The 24,002-nt window shown below is 62.4% G+C and carries 15 protein-coding genes; 9 read left to right on the plus strand and 6 right to left on the minus strand.

What is annotated here, in order from left to right:
* Positions 1–218: 218 nt before the first annotated feature.
* The 5 genes from pknB to DMP06_RS11810 form a co-directional block, all read right to left on the minus strand.
* Entirely contained in the window at positions 219–2,213 is a 1,995-nt protein-coding gene (pknB, locus tag DMP06_RS08545; protein WP_123209325.1) for a Stk1 family PASTA domain-containing Ser/Thr kinase, read from the minus strand.
* Positions 2,214–2,463: 250 nt separating this feature from the next.
* On the minus strand, positions 2,464–5,286 hold the full coding sequence (locus tag DMP06_RS08550; protein ID WP_123209326.1) for an FtsW/RodA/SpoVE family cell cycle protein: 2,823 nt from the start codon (positions 5,284–5,286) through the stop codon (positions 2,464–2,466).
* A complete protein-coding gene (locus tag DMP06_RS08555) occupies positions 5,283–6,554 on the minus strand; it encodes a Stp1/IreP family PP2C-type Ser/Thr phosphatase (protein ID WP_123209327.1) in 1,272 nt (423 codons plus the stop codon). Before DMP06_RS08555 ends, DMP06_RS08550 begins: the two co-directional genes overlap by 4 nt.
* Complete coding sequence (locus tag DMP06_RS08560; RefSeq protein WP_123209328.1) at positions 6,554–6,967, minus strand: FHA domain-containing protein; 414 nt, start codon at positions 6,965–6,967, stop codon at positions 6,554–6,556. The genes DMP06_RS08555 and DMP06_RS08560 overlap by 1 nt, the downstream gene beginning before the upstream one ends.
* Before the next feature lie 9 nt (positions 6,968–6,976).
* Positions 6,977–8,533, minus strand: a complete 1,557-nt coding sequence (locus tag DMP06_RS11810) for an FhaA domain-containing protein (protein ID WP_123209329.1) — start codon at positions 8,531–8,533, stop codon at positions 6,977–6,979.
* Between the two features lie 101 nt (positions 8,534–8,634).
* Between DMP06_RS11810 and DMP06_RS08570 the strand changes: the two genes are divergently transcribed.
* From DMP06_RS08570 to DMP06_RS08605, 8 genes are all read left to right on the plus strand, one after another.
* Positions 8,635–10,578, plus strand: a complete 1,944-nt coding sequence (locus DMP06_RS08570; protein ID WP_123209330.1) for a serine/threonine-protein kinase — start codon at positions 8,635–8,637, stop codon at positions 10,576–10,578.
* Positions 10,579–11,507: 929 nt separating this feature from the next.
* Entirely contained in the window at positions 11,508–12,692 is a 1,185-nt protein-coding gene (locus DMP06_RS11440) for a ferrochelatase (protein WP_161957874.1), read from the plus strand.
* Between the two features lie 316 nt (positions 12,693–13,008).
* A complete protein-coding gene (locus DMP06_RS08580; protein ID WP_123209331.1) occupies positions 13,009–13,443 on the plus strand; it encodes a MerR family transcriptional regulator in 435 nt (144 codons plus the stop codon).
* Positions 13,444–13,445: 2 nt separating this feature from the next.
* The gene (larE, locus tag DMP06_RS08585; protein ID WP_123209332.1) at positions 13,446–14,051 is read left to right on the plus strand and encodes an ATP-dependent sacrificial sulfur transferase LarE; all 606 of its coding nucleotides are present in this window, start codon (positions 13,446–13,448) and stop codon (positions 14,049–14,051) included.
* A 58-nt stretch (positions 14,052–14,109) separates the two neighbouring features.
* Positions 14,110–14,850, plus strand: coding sequence for a nickel pincer cofactor biosynthesis protein LarB (gene larB, locus DMP06_RS08590; protein ID WP_123209333.1), 741 nt, complete (start codon positions 14,110–14,112; stop codon positions 14,848–14,850).
* A gap of 2 nt (positions 14,851–14,852) precedes the next feature.
* A complete protein-coding gene (gene larC / locus DMP06_RS08595; protein ID WP_123209334.1) occupies positions 14,853–16,403 on the plus strand; it encodes a nickel pincer cofactor biosynthesis protein LarC in 1,551 nt (516 codons plus the stop codon).
* Positions 16,404–16,515: 112 nt separating this feature from the next.
* The gene (gene brnQ / locus DMP06_RS08600) at positions 16,516–17,898 is read left to right on the plus strand and encodes a branched-chain amino acid transport system II carrier protein (RefSeq protein WP_245962442.1); all 1,383 of its coding nucleotides are present in this window, start codon (positions 16,516–16,518) and stop codon (positions 17,896–17,898) included.
* Positions 17,899–18,618: 720 nt separating this feature from the next.
* A complete protein-coding gene (locus DMP06_RS08605) occupies positions 18,619–19,110 on the plus strand; it encodes a YbaN family protein (RefSeq protein ID WP_245962443.1) in 492 nt (163 codons plus the stop codon).
* 64 nt (positions 19,111–19,174) lie between these two features.
* Here the strand turns inward: DMP06_RS08605 and cydC are convergent, their stop codons facing one another.
* Positions 19,175–22,663, minus strand: coding sequence for a thiol reductant ABC exporter subunit CydC (gene cydC / locus DMP06_RS08610; protein WP_123209335.1), 3,489 nt, complete (start codon positions 22,661–22,663; stop codon positions 19,175–19,177).
* A 260-nt stretch (positions 22,664–22,923) separates the two neighbouring features.
* Here cydC and DMP06_RS08615 point away from each other — a divergent pair, with 260 nt between their 5' ends.
* Positions 22,924–23,964 (plus strand): hypothetical protein, encoded by a 1,041-nt coding sequence (locus DMP06_RS08615; protein WP_123209336.1) that lies wholly within the window; start codon positions 22,924–22,926, stop codon positions 23,962–23,964.
* The last annotated feature ends 38 nt before the right edge of the window (positions 23,965–24,002 follow it).

Below are 24,002 nucleotides of genomic sequence, written 5' to 3' on the forward strand. Positions count from 1 at the left end.
GCCGTTTTTATACCGCGACCCTCGAAACGTAGCAAATAACGCGATTTTTATACCGGGGCATTGGCAAGGGTGGCATTGCGTCGGAGGCGTTGATGCCTGTGGTATTGAGGGGTAGTCCGAGAAACTCCTGGGAAATCCTCTTGCTAAACAAAAAGGCGGCTCCGTGAGGAACCGCCTTTTGAGGGTGGCTTCTTGTGTGGTCCTAACCTTGTCCGACACTAACCTTGGCTGTCGCTTTGGGTGGTGCTGTCGTCGGGGTCTGTCGGCTGAGTGTCGTCCGTGCTGCTTGAGCCCGAGCCGCTCGACACAACGATCTCAATATAGGTGTCGGTGGTTGCGGTGCCCGATTGCGTCTGCCTGATCACGTCGCCCTCGGGTACGGTATTGCTGCTCTCATAGCTCACGCCCACGTTAGTGAATCCGGCGCTGTTGAGCTCGCTAATGGCCTCGCTTTCGCTCATGCCGGTCACGGCAGGCACATTAACGGGAATGGTGGCAGGGTCCTTGCCCAGAGAGATGTAAATGGTTACCGTCTCGCCCGCTTCGAGCTGGCCGCCGTTGGGCTCCTGGCTCATGACCACGCCCTCATCGTAGCGGTCGCTATACTCGCCGTCCTGGATGCTTACGGTGAAACCGGCGCTCTCAAGCGTCGCTCGCGCCGTTGCCTGGTCGTCGCCGATTACGTTGGGCACGTTGGTCAGCTCGGGGCCGGTGGAAATCCAATACGTGATGGTGGTGCCCTCATCGGCCTCGGTGCCGGAGGCGGGATCCTGCCTGCTCACGGTATTCTCTTCGGCGTCGGAGCTTTCATTGCCGCCGAATTTAGCGACAAATCCCGCATCCTCGATCATCTGCTGCGCCTCTTCGGCCGTCTTGCCGTTCAGGTCGGGTACGGTGCCCTTCTTGGCGCCAATGGAAACCACGATGTTGACCGTTTCGCCCTTGGCGAGTTCCGAATCGGCAGCGGGATCGGTGCGAATGACGCGGCCACTCACCGTGTCGGTGCTGTTCTCCTCGGTCACTTCGCCCACCACGTATCCAGCGGCTTCGATGGCCTGGCGAGCGGCTTCTTCGGTCTGGCCGGTCACATCGGGCACGCGAGTTTGGCCGCCGAACGCGCCAGAAACCGCCAGCGCAATGCCGGCGATGGCGAGGATGGCCACCAGCGCGCCGATCACGATGCCCACGGTGCGCTTGGAGCTCTTCTTCTTTCCCATGTCGAACTCTTTGCCGCCGGCGCGATAGTCGACCGTTTTCATGGGGCCAGAATTGCCGTTCATGCTGCTTACGGCAGGCATAACGGCAGTGCCGCCAGGCACATCGTTGCTGATGGGGGGCACCACGCCGTTCATAACCTGGGTGGCTGCGCTGTTGACGTTTTCGCCCAGATTGACGGGGCGGCCCATCATGAAGTCGTCCAGCGCGTGTTTCATCTCGCGTGCGGTACGGAAACGGTTGACGGGGTTTTTCTCCATCGCCTTGAGAATAATGGCCTCAAGGTCGGGATGGATTTCGGGGTTGATCTGGCTAGGCGGCACGGGCGCTTCATTCACCTGGCGCATGGCCACGCTCACGGCGTCCGGGCCGTCGAAGGGCAGCTGCCCGGTTGCGGCCTCATACAGCACGCAGCCGAGCGAGTACATGTCGCTTGTGCCATCGAGCTCTTTGCCCTGCGCCTGCTCGGGGGAGATATAGTGAGCGGTGCCCAGCACGCTGGAGGTCTGGGTTTTCACGCTATTCTTGGCGCGCGCGATGCCAAAGTCCATCACCTTCACGTTGCCATCGGGCTGCACCATGATGTTTTGCGGCTTGATGTCGCGGTGGATGATGTCCAGGCCGTGCGCCACGGAAAGCGCCTGGCACACCTGGCTGCCGATCTCGGCCACCTTGCGCTGATTGATGGCGCCGCGCTGTTGGATGGCGCTCTTGAGGTCGGTGCCGCGCACGAACTCCATGACGATGAAATAGGTGCCGTCGTCCTGGCCCCAGTCGTATACGTTCACGATGTAGGGGCTCTGCAAGTTCGCGGCGCTTGCAGCCTCTTGCTTGAAACGTGCAGTGAATTCCGGGTCGGCCGCGTACTGCGGAAGCATGACCTTTACGGCCACCGTGCGTCCGAGTACCTGATCCTGCGCTTTGTAGACCTCGGCCATGCCGCCGATGCCGATGCGTTCGGTGATGCGGTACCGTCCGTTGAACACCCTGCCTATCATCTTGTAGTCTCCCTCGTCTAAAACTGGCTTGCTGCGTTTGTGCGACGTATGCCGTCTATCGTCAAGCGGGGTGCGACCCCGCCAAAGCGTCATAACCGCGGCCATTCGAGATGGCGACTGCCTGCGCTCCCACCTATGCAGGAGGCATGCCGGTTGCCGAGTCTTCGCGGTGCCTCTTGCGGTGGCGTTCGCGAAGACGAACAGTGCCGATTCTTCGAGCTGGCGCGCATGACAGGTAATCGTACCGCATTTACATCATTCCCTGCACTTCAAGCGCCGTTTCCAACACAGTCTTCGCACGCGGACTCGCAAGGCCGCTTTCGTCCTCCGCGTCGGCATTGACGCCCTGCTCGATGACCACCGCGACCACGACGCTGGGGTTGTCGGCGGGCGCGAAGCCCACGAACCAGCTGTCGTCGTATTCCTTGCCGGTTTCGGCGGTACCGGTCTTGCCCGCCACCTGCACGCCGTCGATTGCGGCGGCGTATCCGGTGCCGTTGTTGACCACACCCTCCATCATCTGGGTGATTTCGTTGGCGGTGGAGGCGTCCATGACCGAGCCGAGCGATGTGCCGCTGCCCGTGTAGGATCGCTCGCCCTGGGCGTTGTACACGCCGTCCACGAAGTAGGGCTGCTGGAGCACGCCGTCGTTGGCGATGGCGGCGCCCACCATGGCCATCTGCATGACCGTCGCCTGCGGGCCCACCGTGTGCGTGCTGCTGTCGCCTACCGCCTGGCCGCATGCTGCCCATGCGGTTTCCCATGTGGTCATCTGGTCGGCGTCGCCGGTGAGGCTGGTAGTGAGCGGGACCTCCAGGTCCAGATCTTTATTGAACCCGAACTTTTCAGCGGTATCCATCAGGGTTTCCGCCCCCAGGTCGACGCCGATTTGGCCGAACGCGGTGTTGGATGAAACCTCAAAGGCGCGCTGCAGGCTCACCTCGCCGTAGCCGACATCGCCCGCGTTGGTCACTCTGGCGTTGCCGATCTCCATGAAGGCGGGTGCGTCGATGACCGAATCGGTGGTCATGACGCCGTTCTCCAGCGCGGAGGTGAGCGTGACCATCTTGAAGGTGGAACCGGGCGCATACAGGGAGTTCATGGCGCGGTTAATGAGCGCGCCGCCGGAGTCGTCGGTGCCGCCGGCCGCCGCGGCGAGCAGCTGGTCGATATCGGCGTTGGAATAGGTGGGCGAGCTTGCGCTGGCGAGCACCGCGCCAGTGTTGGGGTCAAGCACCACCACGGCGCCGGAATAACCCTCGAGCACCTGTTCGGCAGCCGCTTGAATCTTAGAGTTCAGCGTGAGCGTGACGTCGTTGCCAGGCTGCTCGATACCGGCTGCGGCGTTGATCACGTCGGTCCAGCTGGCGAAGTTCTCCTGGCCCTTGAGGGTGTCGTTCATGGACGCCTCTATCCCCGAGGTGCCGTATTGCTGCGAATAATAGCCCACCACGTGGCTTGCCATGCTGCCCTGCGGATAGGTGCGCTCATAGGTGCCGTCGTCCTGCTGTACGCTCTCGGCCAAAACCACGCCGTCATAGGTGCTGATGGAGCCGCGTTCCGTTTCGGCTTCCTTCATCAGGGTGTGATTGTTGCCGGGATAGCTCTGGTACTCCTCGGCTTTGATGACCATGATGTAGGTGAGGTTGGCCACCAGCAGCGCAAACATCACAGCGAAGGCGATCATGCAGCCGGTGAGGCGCTTGCCCAGGGCGTAGCGGCCTAAAACGCCCGTCTCCGCGGCGCGGCCGTGCGCGCCATGGGCCCCAATTGCCGCCATGCGCCCGGTGCCGTCGCGCATTTCAGACGTGAGGCCGGTCCCTTCGTCTCCGCAGCGAAGAAGCAAGGCGATGCCGATGAACGCCGCCAAAAGCGAGGAGCCGCCCTGGCTGATGAAGGGCAGGGTGATGCCGGTAAGCGGGATCAGGCGGGTAACGCCGCCCACGATGATGAACGCCTGCAGCACGATGGTCACGGTCACGCCCACGGCCACAAACGAGCTCACGTCGCTTTTCGCGCGTGCCGCGGTTGCGAAGCCGCGCACGGCAAGGCTCAGGTACAAAAGCAGTACGGCAGCGCCGCCCAAAAGGCCGGTTTCCTCGCCGATGGCCGCAAAGATGAAGTCGGACTCCACCACGGGGATGTTCTCGGCAAGGCCGTTGCCAATGCCCACGCCTATAAGCCCGCCGTCTGCCAGCGAGTAGATGGTCTGGCACAGCTGGTAGCCGGTGTTCTGCGCATCGGAGAACGGATCAAGCCAGGTGTGCACGCGCACCTGCACGTGGCCGAAGAACGTGTACAGAACCACGCAGCCAATGGCAGCCAGGCCGAAGCCCACAACCAAGAACAGCTTTTTACCGCTTGCCACGTACAGCATGACCAGGAACAGCACGAAGCATACGAGCGCGCTGCCCAGGTCCTTTTCGAACACGACCACGCCGAACGAGATGGCCCACATGATGAGCAGCGGCAAAAGCGTCGCGGCATCGGGCAGGCGGAAGCGGCCCACGCGCACGGTGAACACGCTCAGCATCTCGCGGTTCTGCGCCAGATACGATGCGAGGAATATGACTATGCAGAGCTTGGCCAGCTCGCCGGGCTGAAAGCTGAAGCCGCCCACCTGGATCCAGATACGGCTGCCCAGCTCCTCGTGTCCGATGACCGGCAGCATGGGCATGAGCAAGAGCGCGATGCCCGCAATCATGAAGGTGTATTTGTATTGGGCGAGCTTATCCAGGTTGCGTACGATAGCAAGTACCGCAACCATGAGCGCGATGCCCAAGAACAGCCACATGACCTGGCGCAATGCCAAGTCGGGCGCCAGGCGGGTCACAAAGGCTATGCCAATGCCCGAAAGCGCGAATGCGATGGGCAGGATGGCGGGATCGGCGTTTTTGGCGAAGAAGCGCGTAGCGATGTGCGCCGCCACGAATGCGCCGAACAGGCCCAGCGGCACCGCGAGCGATTCGAGGGAAAGCGCCGTGCCCTGGTTGGTGAGCACCATGGCGAACAGCAGCACAACGAAGGGCGCTGCCAGGCACAAAAGAAGAAGTTCGGTGTTGCGGCGCGTCACGAGGCATCGCCACCTTCGGTGGAGCTGTTGTCAGTGGCCGACGTGGAGGCGCCTGACGCTTCGTTGGCGTTCGAGCTGGTGCCGGAGGCATCTGCATCGCTGCTTGCCGTGGATGCCTGATCGCTCGTGTCGGAGACGGCGGCCCCGGACGAGCTGCCTTGCGCCTGCTCAGCCTGGGCCTGCCAGGTGCTCAGCAACTCCTCGGCATCCTCGACGGAATCGGTGCGGATGCCTTCCTCCGTCAGGCGCGATGCCGTATTGGGAGGAAGCGCCAGGTCGTCGACGGATAGCCCCGTATTGCGTTCGACCTTCCAAGTTTGGAAGCCCATGAACTCGCCGGGAATGCCACGGCAGATGACCACCTGGTCGTTTTGCACGGTGAGGAAGGCCACGTGGTTGAGATAGGCGTTGCCGCCCACTACCGCGCCCGCGAGCACGGCGATGAGGGCGAGGACAACCAGCACCGCGCCGATGCGCCCGCGGCGGCGCTCCTTGGCGACGCGCTTTTCGGCTCCTGCTGCCACATCCACCACGATGGCGGTGATGTTGTCGTGCCCGCCCGCGGCGAGCGCCTCATCCACCAGGGTGTCGGCGCATTTCTGCGGGTTGCCCACGCGGATGAGCGTACTTTCCAGCAGGTCGTCGTCCACCATGCCGGAAAGGCCGTCCGAGCACAAAAGAAGACGATCGCCATCTTCGACGGTCATCTCGTATATATCGGGGAGCGTGTTGGGGTCGGATCCCAGGGCGCGCGTGATCACGCTGCGCTGGGGGTGCGTCTTGGCCTGCTCCGGGGTTATCTGGCCGCTCTCGATGAGGTCGGCCATGAGGGAGTGGTCGCGCGTGATGGCCTGCAGGCGGTCTTGGTGCAAGAGGTAGGCGCGCGAATCGCCCACCTGCGCGATGACCATGCGAGGGCCGTCCAACACGGCGGCGGTCATCGTGGTGCCCATGCCCTGGCGTCCCAGCCCCTCGCGCGCGGCGCGAATGACGGCGCGATTCGCCTCCACCACGGCGCGCGCGAGGTCATCGCCGTCGGCCGTGTGCGGGGCGTGGGCGACGAGCGACTGGATGGCCACTTCGCTCGCCACTTCGCCGGCCGCATGGCCTCCCATGCCATCCGCTACGGCGAACAGGGGCGGAGTTACGGTCAGACTGTCTTCGTTGTGATCGCGCACCAGGCCCACGTCTGTCCGCGAGCCGTACGAGAGCATCGCGCCTTTTGCGTGGCGGCCGCGCTGCGCCTTGGGCGCCTTGGCGGCGGACATTATTCAAACCTCACGCGCATGGCAACGTCGCCCACGTTCACCACGTCGCCGTCGCGCAGGGCGACGGGCTCGGCGATGAGGCGTCCGTTGACGGCGGTTCCGTTGGTGGATCCCAGGTCCTCTACGAAGAGGTTGGATCCCATAAGGTTAAAGCGGGCATGGCGTCCCGAGACATAGCTTGCGCCAATGACGATATCGGCGCCTGGCGCGCGTCCCACGATTACGGGGCCGTGCACGGCCATGCGCACGCCGCGCAGCTCTTTGGGGCCGCGCTCAACGGACACATACCATGATTTTTCCTTGGCGCGCTGGCCTTTGACCAGACCGATGCCCGTTTTCATGAGCGCGAATAAGAACAGATAGAGCAGAGCCACAAACAGCAGACGCCCCAGGAGAAGAATGACGTCGATCACGGCAGGCTCCTATCGCAGCGTGAATACGAACTCGGTGACGCCCAGGGTGATGCGGTCGCCGTCGGTCAGGCCGCGGCGTTGCACGGGCATGCCGTTTACCAGGGTGCCGTTGGTGGATCCCAGGTCGGTGATGACCCAGATGCCCTGGGGCTCGAATTCGATCTGTGCATGCTGGCGCGAGGCGTTGAGGTCGCTGATCACGATGTCGTTGCCGGTCTCGCGGCCCAGCAGCACTCGGTTGGTGGCCAGGTCGTAGGAGCGGTTGGATGCGATGTCGATGAGGTGCGCGCGCACCATCGCCTGGTTGGGCACCGGGGCGGCTTGGCCCGCACCCGCCGCGAACGCGACGGTGTGAGGAACGCCCTGCATGGCGGCAGCACCGGCTGCGCCGTATGCGGGATTCGCCATGGCGCCGGCCGCGGGGTAGGCTCCCATGCCGGCGGGATAGGCGCCCGCGGCGGGAGCCTGCGGGAACGCGCCCATCTGCTGCGGCTGCACGGGGCGGCCGTACTGGTCATAGGCTGCGGGCTGCTGTGCCGCCTGGGCGTAAGGGTCTTGCTGAGGGGCGCCGGAGGCCTGAGCGGCGGACGCTTCCTGCTGGGCGCTTTCGTCCGCCTGGCCTGCATCGTTGGCCTGCATCGCCGAGCCGTCGGCGCCGGGCAGGGGCTCCTCGTCGGAGAACGTGCCAGCCTCATGGCGCTCAGGCTGCTGCGTGCCCTGCTCCTCCTCGCGATAATCGGCGAAGTTCTTGCTGTTGAAGGTGTATTCGCCGTAGTCTACGGAACGGTCGATTTCCTCTTCGGGAACGTAAGGCAGGGGAGGCTTGGCCGCCGGCTCCGCGTCGAACACGGGAGGGACGGAGATGCCCGAGGGATACGCACCCTGGGGCGCTTGTGCAGGGTATGCGCCCTGACCTGCCTGAGCGGGATACGCTCCGCCCTGATGGTAGGGGTCGTTTGCCGCGGGGGCGCCATAGGGCTGCGCGCCGTAGGGCGCCTGGGCGGCGCCGTAAGATTGTTGGACGGGAGCTCCGAATTGCTGCTGCGAACCGCGAGGCTGACCGCTGCCGTAGGCGGGGGCGCCGTAGGCCTGCTGGCCGTAAGGCTGCTGGGCATACGGGTCGGCCTGCGCAGGCGCGGGGTTGGAGCCGCCCATGCCGTAGCGCTGCATCTCTTCTGCGCGCAGCTGTTCGATGATGGGTGCGCTCACCACCTCGGCGATTATGTCGAACTTGCCATGCTTGAGGCCTTCGTCAACGATGAAGCGCACGAGCGGCTGGCCGTCCATCGACAGCCCGTCTGATGCGGCAGATGCCGCGAGGCGCGTTTCGCACTCGCCCGCGAGCGTGGGATAGAACCCGAACAGGCGCTGATCGTCGTCGGGGTTCACCAGCACGGTGTAGAGCGTTGGCGCGTACTGCTTCCCGGCGCTCACCATTTTTTCGCGCCGCATCTGCTTTTCCGCCTTCTTCATGATCTGGACGGGAGAGATGGGGGCGTTGCGCATCCCGCCGGCGCCTTCGAAGGTGTCTTCCATCTTGCCTTCGAACTTGGAGAAGATTCCCATGGTCGACTCAAGCCTTTCTGCGTTTATGGTCTGAGAGCCTAAGCAAATATAGTAGCTAACCAACTATAATAAGCGCCAATTGTAATTGAAAGGTTACACGGGTGGAAAATCTCATCTTGAACAGATATCGCCCGCTCGGAGAGGCGGGTCGTGGCGGATATGGCGTGGTGCAGGTGGCGTGGGACACGCGTATCCAGCGCCGTGTGGCCATCAAAATGCTGCACTGGGATCCGTCTGCCGTTGGAGCCTGCGAGGGGCCGAGCGCCGCGCGCGGGCCGTATGCGGTTCAGGCGTCGGGGGCTGCGTATGATGCGCGCCAGGCGCCGCGCGACATTCCCGGTCTTGCCGAGGCGCGCACGGCCGCACTGCTTTCCGGCGACCATATTGTGGGCGTGTACGATTTCGAGGTGGATTACCGCAACGCCACGGCGTATCTCATCATGGAGTACGTCGACGGCATCACGCTGACCGACCTCATGCGTGAGTTCGCGGGCCCGCTTCCCCTCAACATTGCCACCTGCGTGTTCGATGCGGTGGCCGATGCACTGGCCAAGGCGCACGCCAACCAGGTGCTGCATCTGGATATCAAGCCCGATAATGTGCTCATCAATCGCCAGGGGCAGGTGAAGGTGTCCGATTTCGGCCTGGCGCAGCTTTCGTGCGAGGCGGGGTACGGCCAGGCTGCGGGCGGCACCATCGGTTACATGCCGCTTGAGCAGATGCGGCTCGAGGCGCCCGATACGCGCACCGACGAATGGGCGCTTGCGGCGCTCACGTACGAAATGCTTACCGGCGACAACCCGTTTGTGGCCGAAACGCTGCACGAAGCCGAGACGGCCATCGAGGAGGCGGAGCTGGTTATCCCCTCCGTCGTGCGCGACGATGTGGACGAGGAGGCCGACGAGGCGATTTTCGGTGCGCTCGCCATCGAGCGCGATTATCGCTTCGATTCGGTGGCCCTGTTCGCCGATGCGCTCATGCCGCATTTGGGCGATGCGCGGCGCGGAATGCGCGAGCTTGCGGTGCTGGTGGGCGAGGCGTGCGATGATGCCGAGGAAGAGGATGCGACCGAGCCCATGCCGCGGTACGTGCGCAATCGCGTGAGCCTGATGGATAGGCTGGGCGAGCGTGCGCAGGCGGTGTTGTTTCGCCTGTGGGCTGCTGCCGCCTGCGGCTTCGTTGCGTTCGAGGCGGCAACGAACATTCCGGCGCTCTACACGGTTGCCGGGCGAGAGACGCCGGCGTTTTGGGGCATGCTCCTCGTGTGCATTGCGGCAGCTGGTGCGCTTCCCGCCGCCGGGGCGGCCGTCGCCATCGTTGCGCTCGCTGCGGCGCTGTTTGCGAGCGGGGCGTATGCGTTGGGCGCCGTGTTTCTCATTGCGGGCGGCGCATGGTGGGCGTTTTTCGGCCGTCGCGGGCATGCCCAGGCGGTGACGGGCGTGACCGGCGTGGCGCTGGGGGCGTTCGGCCTGGGGCCGCTTGCTCCGCTGTTGGCGGGGTATTTCCTGCGTGTGCCGGGCGCTGCCGCAACGGCGGCGTTTTCGGCGCTGACGGCGTTTGTGCTTGCGTGTTCGGGGAGCATGTCTCTTACCGGGTGGAACGTGTTCGTGAACGGGCAGTTCTCCAATCACATGGGCGCCAATGCGCTCGTGCTTCTGGGTGACCCTTCGATGTGGGTCCAGGCCGTCTCGTGGGTGGCATCCGCCTCGGCGCTCGCGTTGCTCTGCGCCCGGGGGAGCAAGCCGTGGGCCGTGGCAGGCGCTGTTGTCGCTGCGGCGCTTATGCTGCTGGGCGACATCATGGGCTCTGCCGTTGCTGCGGGCGTGGCGGGGGGTGCCGCGGCGGGCGTGGCGATCGACTGGGCCGACATTGTGCCCGCGCTCATAGCGCCCGCAATCGTCATCGCCGCGGCGCTGGCCGTAGGCGTGCCCTTGCGTCCCGAGCCGCGCGGCGGCGACGATTGGGATGAAGGGGGCTGGGCCGAGCGGGATGCCGGGGCCGGCCGCGGCCGTCGCGGTGCGAGGCGCCCGCGAAGGCGCAGGTAGGGGCGCCTTAAGACAGCGGCAGATGTCTGCGTGTCAAGCTGCCCCTCTCGAACATAGAGGTGGAATGACGGGCTTGTTCCGTTTTGCTCCCGTATGAAGCGCATTCCAAAATTGGTTCATTTATTTCCGACTTTCTACCGTTGGACCGCATACGACACCATAAAAGCGTTCTTCTTTCGATCGAGGCGTCCCAAATGAGCAAACAATCGGCGCGAGGGGTTAAGCCGTGGATCGTAGAACGGTAGAAAACCGGAAATAATAGAGCGATTTTCGAGATTCGCATATATTGGCGCGGTCGGGTCAGGGGCGGCAGTAGCGGCTAAGGCGTCAGCGCAGCAATTAACTCGTCTGCAAATTAGTTTTTCTGCCGTCATGCGGCCGCAAACGCGTCCGTAAAATTTTACGGACGCGTTTGCGTACCGCGAATCAAGACGCAAGCCCATATTCAACGTGTCTGAGAACGTTGTGCAGGTTGTGCTTCCTGTGATGGAAGAGGGGCGAACTTTCAGGCGACGAGATGGCAGTGTTTGGCGCGCTCAACGGATGCGAACTTGCTATGAGCGCTATTGTGCACAAGGTTGGTTTTGGGCGGTGCCTTTTGTGCGTTTGGCTGACGGGTTCACATACGCGCGCTGCCGTACTTGCGCGGGGAGTCGTGCTGTATGCATCCGCGATGTTTCCGTCCGCTTCCTTTCGTGGTAAAGTCGCGAGCTATGGCGGGCGCAAGCGTGCCAGGCCGGGGCTCAGGCAGAGTTGCGAAGCGAGCGATACGGAGGATGGAGGCGTGCGGCGGATGTGCCGCGGCGGTCATTCGTATCCTGACCTGGAGCGCGGCTCGCATGCTGGGCGCACAATGACAATGCGCGTGTAAGCTGCGGCATGTTCAATGCGGCGCGTTGCGATGCAATCGGGGATGGAAAGGGATGGTTGTGCTAGGCGTCTTGGTTATGAACACGGGCACTCCCGACGAGCCTACGCCGGAGGCTATCCGGCCTTATTTGAAACAGTTCCTTTCCGATCGAAACCTCATAGATATGCCGCCCGCGCTGTGGCAGCCCATTCTCAACATGTTCATTCTTCCCAACCGCCCCAAGCGCACAGCGCCCCACTATCAGGCCATTTGGACTCCCGAAGGCAGTCCGTTTCTGCTGGAGTCGCGCGCTCTGGGCCATGCCCTGGAGAATCAACTCGAGCGCCTTCTGGGCGCTTCGGATGCCGGTTCTGCGAGTCAAGAGGCGGCGGCTAACGGTTGCGTGAAGGTGGCCCTGGGTATGCGCTACGGAAATCCATCCGTTGGATCGGCCATGCATGAGCTGCGCAACGCCGGTGCGACTACCATTGTCGCCTTGCCTTTGTATCCCCAGATGACGCGTTCATGTGCGGGGACATGCTTCCAGGAATTCGACCGCGCCTTCAAGATGGTGTATGGCGTTGAGCCTGATGGCTGCGGCGCGGCGGAACGTGGGGAATATGCGGTGCTTGGGGTTTCGACGAATCGCAAGTCCGCCCATGGGCACAACGGCGGCATGGAGGTCGGCGGTCCCGAACGCGACGAGTCCCGAAGAGCGACGATCGGCGAATTCGGTTCGGTTCCGCGCGTGGTGCGCATTGGCCATTATTGGGATGCTCCGGGCTATCTGCCCGCTCTTGCCCGATCCATTCGCGAGGCGTGGGATTACGTGCCGGGGTCCAAACTCGTCGTGTCGTTTCATTCCATACCCATGTCGCATGCGCAGTCGGGCGATCCATATCCTGAGCAGACGTTGGCAACCGCCCGCGCGTTGGCCGACGAGCTGGGGATTCCGCGTGGTGACGTGCGCCTAACGTATCAGTCGCGCTTCGATGGGCGCAAGTGGATTGGCCCCATGCTTGAGCCCACGCTGTCTCGTCTGGCGAAAGAGCAGGTCAAAAACGTCGCAGTGGTGTGCCCCGGGTTCTCCGTGGATTGCCTGGAAACGTTGCACGAGGTGGGCGATTTGGCGGCGCGCCATTTTGCCGAGGAGTGCGGGCGATCTGGCAACGCGGGGGCGCGGTTCTCGTATATTCCCGCCTTGGGCGCAAGTCCCGCCCTGGTGGAGGTGCTTGCCCATCTGGTGGCGGCGCGCGCACAGTAACCCGCACGCGCAATTGGACGCCTGGCGACCAGCGTGCCTGCGGCGGCGTGCGTCACAGGCGGGTGCGGCGCGGGATAGCGCAAGACCGGCCGGCGCGCCTGCAGTTGTGCGCCCGTGGTGCGCGATTCGCCAAGAGGCGTATGTCGCTCGGCTGCCCTTGATTCATTCCGCGTTTTTTCGCCAGTTTCCCCAGGACGCTTGACCTGAAGTGCGCTCCAAGTGATTCAATGCCGTTGAACAGGAGTCCGCCGGGCTGCTTGGCTTGGCGGCAGCTGGCGTGCTCAAGAAGAGCGCGCCTGGAGAAGGGGTGGCCACCATGAAGATTGCCGAAGTGAGCAAGCGCTACGATATCTCTGCCGATACGCTGCGGTATTACGAGCGCGTGGGGCTTTTGCGCCATGTTCCGCGTACCGACAGCGGAATCCGCGAATACAACGAGATGAACTGCAGCACCATCGAGTTTCTGAAATGCATGCGTGCGGCGGGCGTGTCCATCGAGGCGCTGATTGAATACATGGATTTGTTTGACGAGGGCGAAGATACGGCGCCTGCGCGCAAGGCGCTGCTCGAGGAGCAACGCGACCTGGTGCGTGCGCGCATCGCAGATTTGCAGGCCGGGCTCGATCGCCTGAACTATAAGATCGCCAACTACGAGACCATCATCTTAGAGGCGGAAAAATCCATGCGTCCCGGCGCTGAGTCCGCTCAGCCGGGCTCGCATATGTGCGAATCGTGCGGCGACAAGGAGTAGGGATGGCCTTGACGTGGGAGGACGCCGTATGCGGTCTTGACCCCAACGAGCGATACGGCCTGGCGTTTTCCGGCGGCTGCGACTCGTCGTTCCTGCTTGCCGCCATGTGCCGCGCCGGGCTGGATGTGAAGGCGTATATGGTAATGACGGCGTTTCAGGCGCCGTTTGAGCTGGATGATGCGCGGCGTGTCGTGGAGGAAGTGGGCGCGGAGTTCGAGCTCATGCGAGCCGATGTTCTTTCGCAGAAGGACGTGTGCGCCAATCCGCCTGATCGGTGCTATTTGTGCAAGCGGTTCATCTTTGGCGAGGTGCTTGCCGCGATGGGGCGCGACGGACGGCGCGTGCTGCTCGACGGCACGAATGCATCTGACGATCCGGCCCGCCGGCCGGGTTTTCGCGCGCTGGCCGAGATGGGCGTCCGTTCGCCCTTGCGCGATGCGGGGTTCACGAAAGAGAATGTGCGCGAGGCGTCGCGCGCGATAGGTCTCTCCACTGCCGACAAGCCTAACTTTTCGTGCTTTGCCACTAAAGTTTCTGAGGGGCAGCGAATTGACCGAGCGTCGCTTGAAGCGGCGGCACATGCACTGGGGATGGAGCTGTGTCTCTAGTTGTATCCAGTGTGCTCAAAGATCTTGAAATAAATTAAGTTTCTGAAAGAGAGCAGAAGTGTCGGAAGAAACTATTGATGGAGGGGTCAGCCCTCAGGGATATGTTGATTTGGGCTACGCCAAGCCGGATACGCAGCGCGAAGAGCGCACCGGCGTCGCCGAAGTGATTTATGGCGCAGGTAAAACCGCTGATCAGATTGCGGGCATCGTGGGCGCGTTGCGCGGGGCAGGGCAGGAGCGCGTGCTGATTACGCGCCTCGACGCAGATAAAGCGTCTGAGGTGCAGGGCCTTCTCGCGAATCGCGATGCCGAAGAATTCGAATACCGCGACACGCCTCGCATCGCTATCGTGGGCGGCCTGCCCGAGCCCGATGGCGATGCCTACGTGTGTATTGCGTGCGCCGGAACGAGCGATTTGCCGGTGGCAGAGGAGGCCGCCGTGACCGCCGAGATGCTGGGTAGCCGCACCGTGCGTCTTTACGACGTGGGCGTTGCGGGCATTCACCGACTGCTCTCGCATGCGGACGATATCGCGGGCGCGAGCAGCGTGGTGGCGGTGGCAGGCATGGAGGGCGCGCTCGCAAGTGTGGTGGGCGGCATGGCGAAATGCCCGGTCATAGCGGTGCCTACGAGTGTAGGATACGGCGCGAGCCTAGGAGGCATAGCCGCGCTGCTCTCCATGCTCAATTCGTGCGCGAGCGGCGTGAGCGTGGTGAATATCGACAACGGGTTCGGCGCGGGCTATCAGGCGGCGCTCATTGACCACGCTTGCAAGCGTGCGGCGGAACGAAGGGGTTAGGCATGGGACGGATGCTCTATTTGGAATGCGCGTCGGGTATCAGCGGCGATATGGCCGTTGCCGCGCTCTTGGATTTGGGGGCGAGCGAGGAGCGCCTGCGAAATGCGTTGGATAGCCTGCCGGTCGATGGGTTTGAGGTGCGTGTTTCGCGCGTGAAGAAGTCTGGCCTCGACGCGTGCGACTTCGATGTAGTGCTGGACTCCGCACATGAGAACCACGATCACGACATGGCGTATTTGCATGGAGGCGGTGATGAGGTGGCGCGCCTGTCGGGCGGCGGACTCGATGACGGATGCGCGCATGCACACCACCACGAGCACGGCCATCATGCGCACGAGTCCGACGAGCGCGATCACCATGCGCAAGGCCATCACCATGAGCATGGCCATCACCATGAGCACGCGCCCCACGAGCATGACCACAACCATGAGCATGATGCGCACGGGCATCATCACGAGCATCGCGGCATGCCGGAAATCGAGGCCATCATTCGCGATGCCGACATAACCGACCGCGCCAAGGAAATCGCCCTGCGCATCTTTGGCATCATCGCCCGCGCCGAGGCAAAAGCCCATGGCGTTCCGGCCGACCAGGTGCACTTTCACGAAGTGGGCGCAGTGGATTCCATCGTGGACGTGGTGTCGTTTGCCGTGTGCTTCGACGATCTGGGGCTTGATGACGTGGTGGTGGAACGCTTGTGCGAAGGCCGCGGAACGGTACGCTGCCAGCACGGCGTGCTCCCCGTGCCCGTGCCTGCGGTGTCCCATGTGGTCGCCGAGGCGGGCATTCCGCTCTCCATCATGGACGTGCAAGGCGAATTCGTCACGCCAACCGGAGCGGCTATCGCTGCTGCCGTTCGCACGCGCGACGCATTGCCCGCGCGCTTTACGGTGGAGCGTATTGGCTTGGGGGCTGGCAAGCGTGAGTACGCGGTGCCCAGCCTTCTGCGCGCCATGATCATTCAGGAGGAGCTCAAGAAAGAATCCGATAATCCTATTGCGTCAGGTCGTTGGGCTGCGTCCAATGAAGTGCGTTTTGGTCTTGACGAGGCATGTGCGATAAGCGAGGCGCATATTTGGAAGCTCGAATGCGACGTGGATGACTGCACCGGCGAGGCGCTGGGCTTCACGATGGAGCGGCTGTTTACGGCCGGCGCGCGCGAGGCCCACTTCATGCCCATATATATGAAAAAGAACCGCCCGGCGTGGCAGATCCAGGTGATTTGCACGCGCGATCGCATTCCCACGATGGAGGCGGAGCTGTTTGCGCACACCACCACCATCGGCATCCGCCGCACGCCCATGGAGCGAACGGTGCTGCCGCGTGAGGAACTTCGGGTGAGCACGCCCTTCGGTCCCGCTCGCGCCAAGCGCGTTACGCTGCCCGACGGCCGCCGCCGCACTACGCCTGAGCACGACAGCGTGCAGGCGTTGGTCGAGGCATCCGAATCGGCGCCGAAAGAGGCGGTTTCCGATGACACGCTCCAGCGCCCGCTGACCTATCAGGAGGCGTACGCGCTCGTCCTGCGCGCCGCGGAGGCGCTCGAAGGCTAAAAGCGCCTGCGAACTGTGGCTTCGCTATGGCGGTCTGTGGTATCATGCCTCCGCTTTGTAAGGATGTTGCGCTCCCGCATTCGTGCGGGAGCTTTTTTACGGAGGGCAAGAAATGTCACAGGCAACGATGGCGCAAGCGGGAAACGCGACGGTTCAGACCGCGGGAGCAACGGACGAAGCGGGTGCTCGCAAGAGGCTTGACCTGCGCAAAAGCCTGCTCGTGGGCATGACGTTGTTCTCGATGTTCTTCGGTGCGGGCAATCTGATTTTGCCGCCGCTTTTGGGCGCGCAGGCGGGCGAGGCCGCCGTGCCCGCCATGATAGGCTTCTTGGTAACCGCCATCGGCTTTCCCGTGCTGGGTATTGTGGCGGTGGCGCTCGCGGGCGACCTCCCTAAGCTTGCCGGTCGAGTGAACGCCCGATTCGCGCTCATCTTCACCGTGCTGGTGTATTTATCTATCGGTCCGTGCTTGGCCATTCCGCGCACCTCGTCCACATCGTTCGAAATGCTGGCGCCGCTTTTGCCCGAAGGCGTTCCGTTGAACGTGGCGTCCATCGCGTTCTCGGTGGCGTTTTTTGCCGTGGCGTATGCGCTGGCGATGCGTCCGGGCAAGCTCACGCAGGTGCTGGGACGCATCTGCGCGCCGGCGCTCATCGTTCTCATTGTGATTATTGCGGTGTCGTCGATTGCTATGCCGTTGGGCGAGCCCACGCCGGTGCGCGCGCCGTATGACAATGCGGCGGCTGTGCAGGGCTTCCTCAACGGGTATCAGACCATGGACCTCCTTGCCGCGCTCAATTTTGGCATCGTCATCGCGCTGAACATTCGCTCGTTTGGCGTGGAGCGTTCCGGCGATGTGGCATTCGAGATTTCGCGCGCGGGCGTGGTAGCGGGCGTGCTCATGCTGCTCATCTACTGCGGCCTGGGATTCGTGGGCGTGGTCACGGCCGCCTACATGCCTGATGCGCAAAACGGCGCCCAACTGCTCACGGCGGCCGCTACCGGGCATTTTGGGCTGGCGGGCACCATAATCATTGCGGCGATCTTTTTCATTGCGTGCCTCAATGTGTGCACGGGCCTCATCAGCTGCTGCTCTACGTATTTCGCGGAGACGTTTCCCAAGCTTCCGTATGCGGTTTGGGCGGCGATTTTCGCCGTGTTCTCGTGCGTGGTGTCCAACTTCGGGCTCACGGCCATTCTCACCTTCTCGGTGCCGCTGCTCAATGCTCTGTACCCCGCCGCTATCGTGCTGGTGATCATGGGCATGCTGCATCGTGCGTGCGACCGTGTGCCCTATGTGTGGAAATGGGTCGTGGGCGTTGTGGCTGTTGAGAGCGTTATCGTGAGCCTTCGTGATGCGTTTTTCGCGAACGTGTGGCTGCCGTTTGACATGCTGCCGCTGGCCGACATCGGCCTGGGTTGGCTTGCACCCGCACTGGTTGCGGCGGTCATTGGGGTGGTGCATTCGCTCGCGCGACAGGGTCGCTCTCTTTAGCTCTTGTTGAAGCAAGGGGGTAACCTGCTGCAGCAGGGCCTCTGAAGCTATTCGCTCAATTCGTTTCGATCAAGGCGAACGCTCCGTCGTGGGCCGAGCCTTTCGTCGTAGGGCCTGGCGCCCGTTGCGGCATCGACTGCCGCGCTATCGACCTGCCGTCATTTCTTTGGAACATTGCATGGGGCACGGCAGCAAGAATCTTTGCACGCACAATGGCATGATGTGGTCAAATTTGCCCCCAATGGGCGGCTAAGCCGTTCGGTTTCGGCGAGCTGGTCAAATTCGCTTCGAATGGGCGATTCCCGCGTTCGCGAAGTGCTACTTATCGCCCGAATCCGACGGCCTGACGGGCCGGAATGCCCACAAACGGGAAAACGGGCCTCGATGCTCGCCTCCCGAAGCGTCTCCGGAAGGCCGGAGGGGCATCGGTGAACCTGTACGTCGCCCATTCGAAGCAATTTTGACCGCGACGACGCCCGCGAACTGTCTAGCCGCCCATTGGAGGCGAATTTGACCATCCTGAGTCATTGCGAGCCGAGTTTAGATATCCGAGCAACAATCCGAGATATTTCTTTCGCGCCTTTGTGGTCGAGACTGTGTTGGCTCGGAGTCCTTTTCCTAAGAGTAAGCCATGTGCAACAAAATGTTTGTTAAGGTATACTCTTGAAAGTTAGAAAAAGGAAACACGTATCGTAACGATGGAAAGCCAAGGAGGCGACGATGGTGGAGATGGCGAGCACGTCCATCAAGTCAAACGTGTCTATCGAACTAAGCACGCCTATCGAGTCGAATACGGCAGAGAGTGTTTTTGGGGCGCCGGCGAGGCCAGGCGGCAGACGAGTTTCCCGCTGGGTTTGGGCGGCGTTCGGATTCGTTGCATTCGGGGTCTCGATGGCGGGCGTGGTTCTGCCTTTCATACCTACCACTCCGTTCTTGCTGGTGGCGGCATTCTGCTTCGCCCGCAGTTCGGAGCGCCTGAACACGTGGTTCAAGTCAACTAAACTGTATAAACGGGTGCTTGAAGGGTACGTACAAAAGCGCTCGATGACACCGAAGGCCAAGCTCACCATCCTCGTTCCCGTGACCATTCTGCTGGGCGTCGGGTTTGCGCTTATGTCGAATGTGCCCGTAGGGCGCATCGCTGTGGCCGTGGTGTGGGCATGCCACGTCGTCTATTTCGGCTTTATGGTAAAGACCGACAAAGGGGAATAGCGTCGACAAAGGGACATTGCGTTTGAGCTGAGCGCCTATCCGAACAAAGTCGTCTTTGCGCTCCCTAGCTCATACGCCCGCGCTCAACCGAATGAGACATGTCGGCGAACGCGCAGGTGGAGGCGCGGTGGCTTACCAGCACGATGGTCTTGTTCTCGCGGAATTCTGCCAGCGATCTGAGCACCGAAGCCTCGGTCAGGCTGTCCAGGTTGGACGTGGGCTCGTCAAGCAACACGAAAGGGGCGTCGTGCAAAAACACGCGTGCGAGCCCTATGCGCTGGCGCTCTCCTCCCGAAAGCGCGCCGCCCAGTTCGCCCACCGGGGTATCAAGCCCCTTGGGCAGCTGTGTAATCAGGCCGTCGAGCGATGCCTTGCGGCAGGCATCTTCCACCTCTTCGCGGGTGGCGTCAAGCTTTGCGATCATGACGTTTTCGGCGATGGTGCCATCGAACAGATGCGTGTCCTGGGTCATGTAGCTTTGCTCGCGTCGCAAGCTTGCCGTGTTCACTTCACGCAGGTCCGTGCCTGACATCTCGATGCGGCCTTCGGTGGGGTCCCAGAAGCGCATAAGAAGCTTGAGCAGGGTGGACTTGCCCGATCCGCTTTTTCCTACGATGCCAATCACGCGGCTTTGGGGGAATGTCGCATTCACGTTGCTCAGGATGACATCTTTGCCATATGAGAATGTCACGTTGTGTGCCGCCGCACCGTTAAACGCAACGTCATGTCCGGCGGTAACCTCGGCGCATTGGGGAGCTTCGTCCAATACGTTAAGCACGCGCTCGCCCGATGCGATTGTCTGCTGCAACGTGGTGCCCAGTGCCGCCACGGCCAGCACGGGTCCGAACGACGACATGATGGCCATGACCGAGATGACCGCCTGGGAAAATCCGAGCTCGCCTTGGGCAAACAGCAGATATGCCGTCGCGATGGCGATCGTGTCGAAAGCCAGCACAACCCCTCCCGTGATAGCGGAGAACAGCCCGCCGCGATTTTTGAGCTTGGACTCTGTCGCCGAGAGCGCTGCGGTGCGTGCTACAAGCTCGCGGGAGCGGTGGGATTGATGTCCGTATTGGATTACTTCGTAGAGGCCGCGCAGGCTTTCGAGCACGTACGAATTGGCGTCTCCCAGCTGATTTCGAAACGCCAGTCCCGCCTCGCCCGATCCGCGCGACGAAACCAGCGGAACGACCGCACCTACGACCAGGTAGGCGCATGCCGCCACAAGTGCGAGTTGCCATGCCTGCGTGGCGATGAACGCAATCATGCCGATGCTCACCAGAACGGCGATAAGGATCGGGGAGATAGTGTGCGCGTAGAACACCTCTAGCAGCTCGATGTCGGAGGTGGCCATGGAAAGCAGGTCGCCCTTGTCGCGGCCTTCGAGCTTAGCGGGGGCAAGGCGGCGCAAGGCGCCAAACACGCGGTCGCGGATGAGGGCGAGGAGCTTGAACGCGATGAAGTGGTTGCAAATCTGCTCGCCGTAATGGAGGAATCCGCGCGAGACGCCGCATATCGCGATCATGGCCACGGCGGTGCCGAATCCTGCAATGGAAGGGCTGCCGCTTGCTGCGAGCAGACCCGATGCGCCGTATACGGTGAGAAAGATTGCGGCGGCGAGTCCCGCAACGCCTAGAACAACCGCAAGCGCCATGTAAGGCAGGAGCGGACCCACGAGCGTGATCAGGCGTGCCATGACCGCAATGCCTGAGCGGCGCTTGGGGGCAGGAGCTTTGTTCGCGATGCGCGCGGGCTTTGCCTCAACGGCATGAGCCTCTTCGTTTGCGGCGTCGTCCGCTTTTATTGCGCGGTTTTCGACCGGGAGGGAATCCGCGGCAAAGGCTTCGAGCTCCTGCTGCCTATTCCATAGCTGGGCATAGGTCCCGTCCGCCGCCAGCAGCTCTTCGTGCGTGCCGTTTTCCACCGCGCGCCCGTCCTTCATCACATAGATACGCGCGGCGCGTGCGACGGCAGAAAGGCGGTGGGAGATGGCGATGACTGCTTTCGTGCGGGCGAGTTCATGCATGACCTCCACGATTGCACGCTCGCTTTCGACATCGATGTTGGAGGTTGCCTCGTCGAAGATGTATACGGGCGAATCATGCAGCAGCGCGCGGGCGATGGCGAGGCGTTGGCGCTGCCCGCCCGAAAGGTTTGCGCCCGCTTCGGCGACCGGCGCATCCAGCCCGCCCGCTTCGCGCACGAAATCGGCAAGCCGGCAGCTCGAAAGCGCGCTCCACAGCTGGTCGTCGGTTGCATCGGGGCGGCCCATCAGCAGATTCTCGCGAATCGTGCCCTTGAACAGGTGGCTTGCGAACGACATAGTGGTCACGCTACGCATGAGTGCGTCGCGGTTTGCTTTGCGCACGTCTACGCCGCCGATGCGCACCGTGCCCTCGTAGGCGGCGTTTTTGCCTGAGAGCACGCCCGCCAACGTGGACTTGCCCGAACCGCTTTCGCCTACGATGGCCGTCATGCCGCACGCGGGGGCATCCAAGTCAACCGCGTCGAGGGCCAAGCGCTCGCCGTTGTAGGAATAGGTGAGGCCGCGGCATTCCACCGAGCAGGCATGCGTGTTCGGCTCCAGCGCGCCCTCGTCGGGGTCGGGCGCGGCAAGCAGGTCGAACATCTTGTCAGCCGCAGCCATGCCGTTCATCGCGGTATGGAAAAGCGATCCGAGTGCGCGCATGGGGATGAAGAACTCTGCGGAGAGAAACACAATGGTGAACGCGCCTGCGAAGGCGATGAGCCCATCGGCGAACTGGAACAGTGCCACCACGATGCCGAGCGCTGCTCCACCGTAGGCGAGCAGGTCCATTACGGTAATGGAGTTCAGCTGCATGCGAAGGAGGCGCATCGTGGCGCGGCGGAAGCTTTCGGCCTGGCCATTCATGGCCTCGTGACGGGCGGCGTCGGCCTGATAAATCTTGAGCGTGGTGAGGCCTTGGACGTTCTCCAGGAAGGTTCCGCCTAGGTCGGTGTAACTGCTCCAGTAGTCACGCATAACGCGCTTGGCGATGCGTTGGATGGCTACGATGGACAGGGGAATCAGCGGCACGCACACGAACAGGATGATGGCCACGGTGGGCGAAAGCGGCGCCAGAAAGCCGAACAGCGTAATGGGGGCAAGCACTGCGTAGAAAAGCTGAGGGATGTACGAGCCAAAATACACCTCAAGCTGCTCCACGCCTTCGGTGCATATCTGCACCGCCTCGTTGGTGGGGATGCGCTCGGTATAGGAGGGCCCCAAGCGCACCAGCTTGTTGTACACCTCTTGGCGAATCGTACGTTTCGCGAGCGATGCCGCGGCGAATCCCATGCGTTGCGCCGCCGTTTGGCACACAATGCGCACCGCGATAGTGAATGCGGCTAAGGCTAAAAGACGCGCGAAATCGGCGTCGGTGGCTGTTCCGGAAAGCATGCCTTGCAGAAACAAGCCGATAGCAACCATGAGGGCCACGTTCGCAGCCAGAGCGAGCCATTGGAATGCCACGTTGGCCGCTATATATTTCTTGGCACCTGGCACCATTGCCAAAAGACGCTTGTCGAACATGGAGGGCTATCCTTTCATGCGTTCTACGGGAATGCAAAAGTATGCCTTATCAAACTAACATAAGTTAGAAATGGTTTACATGAAGGAATGAACCACGTTCACGATTCATTCATGCCGTAGCGGTGGGATATAATTACCTGTCAACCGTTGCGATCGCACGCTTAAGGATGCGGCGCCGGTTTGCTCTTCATAAGTTTTAATCAGGCTGCGTGTGCTTGCTGCTTGGGCGAGGCGTGGGTAGTCGGAAAGGAACCTTGCTCGTGACCAAGAAGCTCGAAGGTACCGTGCGCACCGCGCGGCGCAGGCGTCGCGGCTCGCTGCGTCCCGCGCTCACGGGGCTTACCGTGTTTTCGCTTACATGTCTTGTACTGGGGTCGGCGGTGTACGCCGCTGCGGTTCCGGGGCTTGTCATGTCGTCGGATACGGTTGCCGCGGCGGTTCAGGCACCCGCGAGTCCGGCGGCCGGTTCGCAGCGCATAATGGCGAGCATCCTAAGCGGTCTAATTGGCGGATCGGCTTCTGACGGGGAGGGTGCTAGCGGCGAAGGCGCGGCCGAAGGGGATGCGGCGTCTTCGGGCGGTTCTGGCGGAGTCGCCTCCATCGGAGGGCTTTCGTCGCTCACCTCAATTGTTGGCGGGTCGTTGCAAGGGGCCGGCGACCTTTCTTCCGATGACGGAGCGGAACAGCCCGAGGATTCCTCCGGGGCGCATGACAGCAACGCCGACAATGGCGATTCTTCGCAGGGCGACGCGTCCGATGGCGATCATGATCAGGGTCAAGACCCTTCGCCCGAAAACCCTGGTGGCGACGAGACGCCCGAGCCCACGCCCGAGCCTGATCCCGGCCCTACGCCTGAGGAAGAAGCCGAATACCACGACAATCTTGTTGGCTATGCGAACGGCCTGAATGATTACGTTGCGCGCATCGCCGAATCGCGGGCGTATTTCGAAGGGGGATGGAATGCCCCCGTGCTGAGCCTTTCTTCTGGCAGCATCGAATCGATGTACGTGCAGAGCCAGGTGCTATGCAGCGACGTGATGGGGGCGTGGGGCTCATTGCAAGATGCGATGGCCTACAAGGACGATTCGCAATGGCAGCCCGCCGCGGAGGACCTTATTCGTATGTATATGCTGCTGGTACGGTATTCCGAGGGGCTTATGGCTGCGTGGGGCGCGGCCGTTGACGCGTCGAGCCATGACGAGCTTCTGGCGTATTGGCCACAAATTGTTGGCACGATTGAAGAAGCACAGCAGTATTTGGACGAGTTTAACAAGATGGCGGATGCGGGGGTTGCCCTATGACCCGGCCCGTAGGACCCGCCGATGCAAACGGCAGCGGC

Source organism: Slackia equolifaciens (assembly GCF_003725995.1).
Taxonomy (GTDB): Bacteria; Actinomycetota; Coriobacteriia; order Coriobacteriales; family Eggerthellaceae; genus Slackia; species Slackia equolifaciens.

Coding starts and splice junctions, on each gene's coding strand:
- pknB (WP_123209325.1), bottom strand. CDS start 2,213: ATGATAGGCAGGGTGTTCAACGGACGGTACCGCATCACCGAACGCATC.
- DMP06_RS08555 (WP_123209327.1), bottom strand. CDS start 6,554: ATGTCCGCCGCCAAGGCGCCCAAGGCGCAGCGCGGCCGCCACGCAAAA.
- DMP06_RS11810 (WP_123209329.1), bottom strand. CDS start 8,533: ATGGGAATCTTCTCCAAGTTCGAAGGCAAGATGGAAGACACCTTCGAA.
- DMP06_RS08580 (WP_123209331.1), top strand. CDS start 13,009: ATGAAGATTGCCGAAGTGAGCAAGCGCTACGATATCTCTGCCGATACG.
- larE (WP_123209332.1), top strand. CDS start 13,446: ATGGCCTTGACGTGGGAGGACGCCGTATGCGGTCTTGACCCCAACGAG.
- larC (WP_123209334.1), top strand. CDS start 14,853: ATGGGACGGATGCTCTATTTGGAATGCGCGTCGGGTATCAGCGGCGAT.
- brnQ (WP_245962442.1), top strand. CDS start 16,516: ATGTCACAGGCAACGATGGCGCAAGCGGGAAACGCGACGGTTCAGACC.
- DMP06_RS08605 (WP_245962443.1), top strand. CDS start 18,619: ATGGTGGAGATGGCGAGCACGTCCATCAAGTCAAACGTGTCTATCGAA.
- cydC (WP_123209335.1), bottom strand. CDS start 22,663: ATGTTCGACAAGCGTCTTTTGGCAATGGTGCCAGGTGCCAAGAAATAT.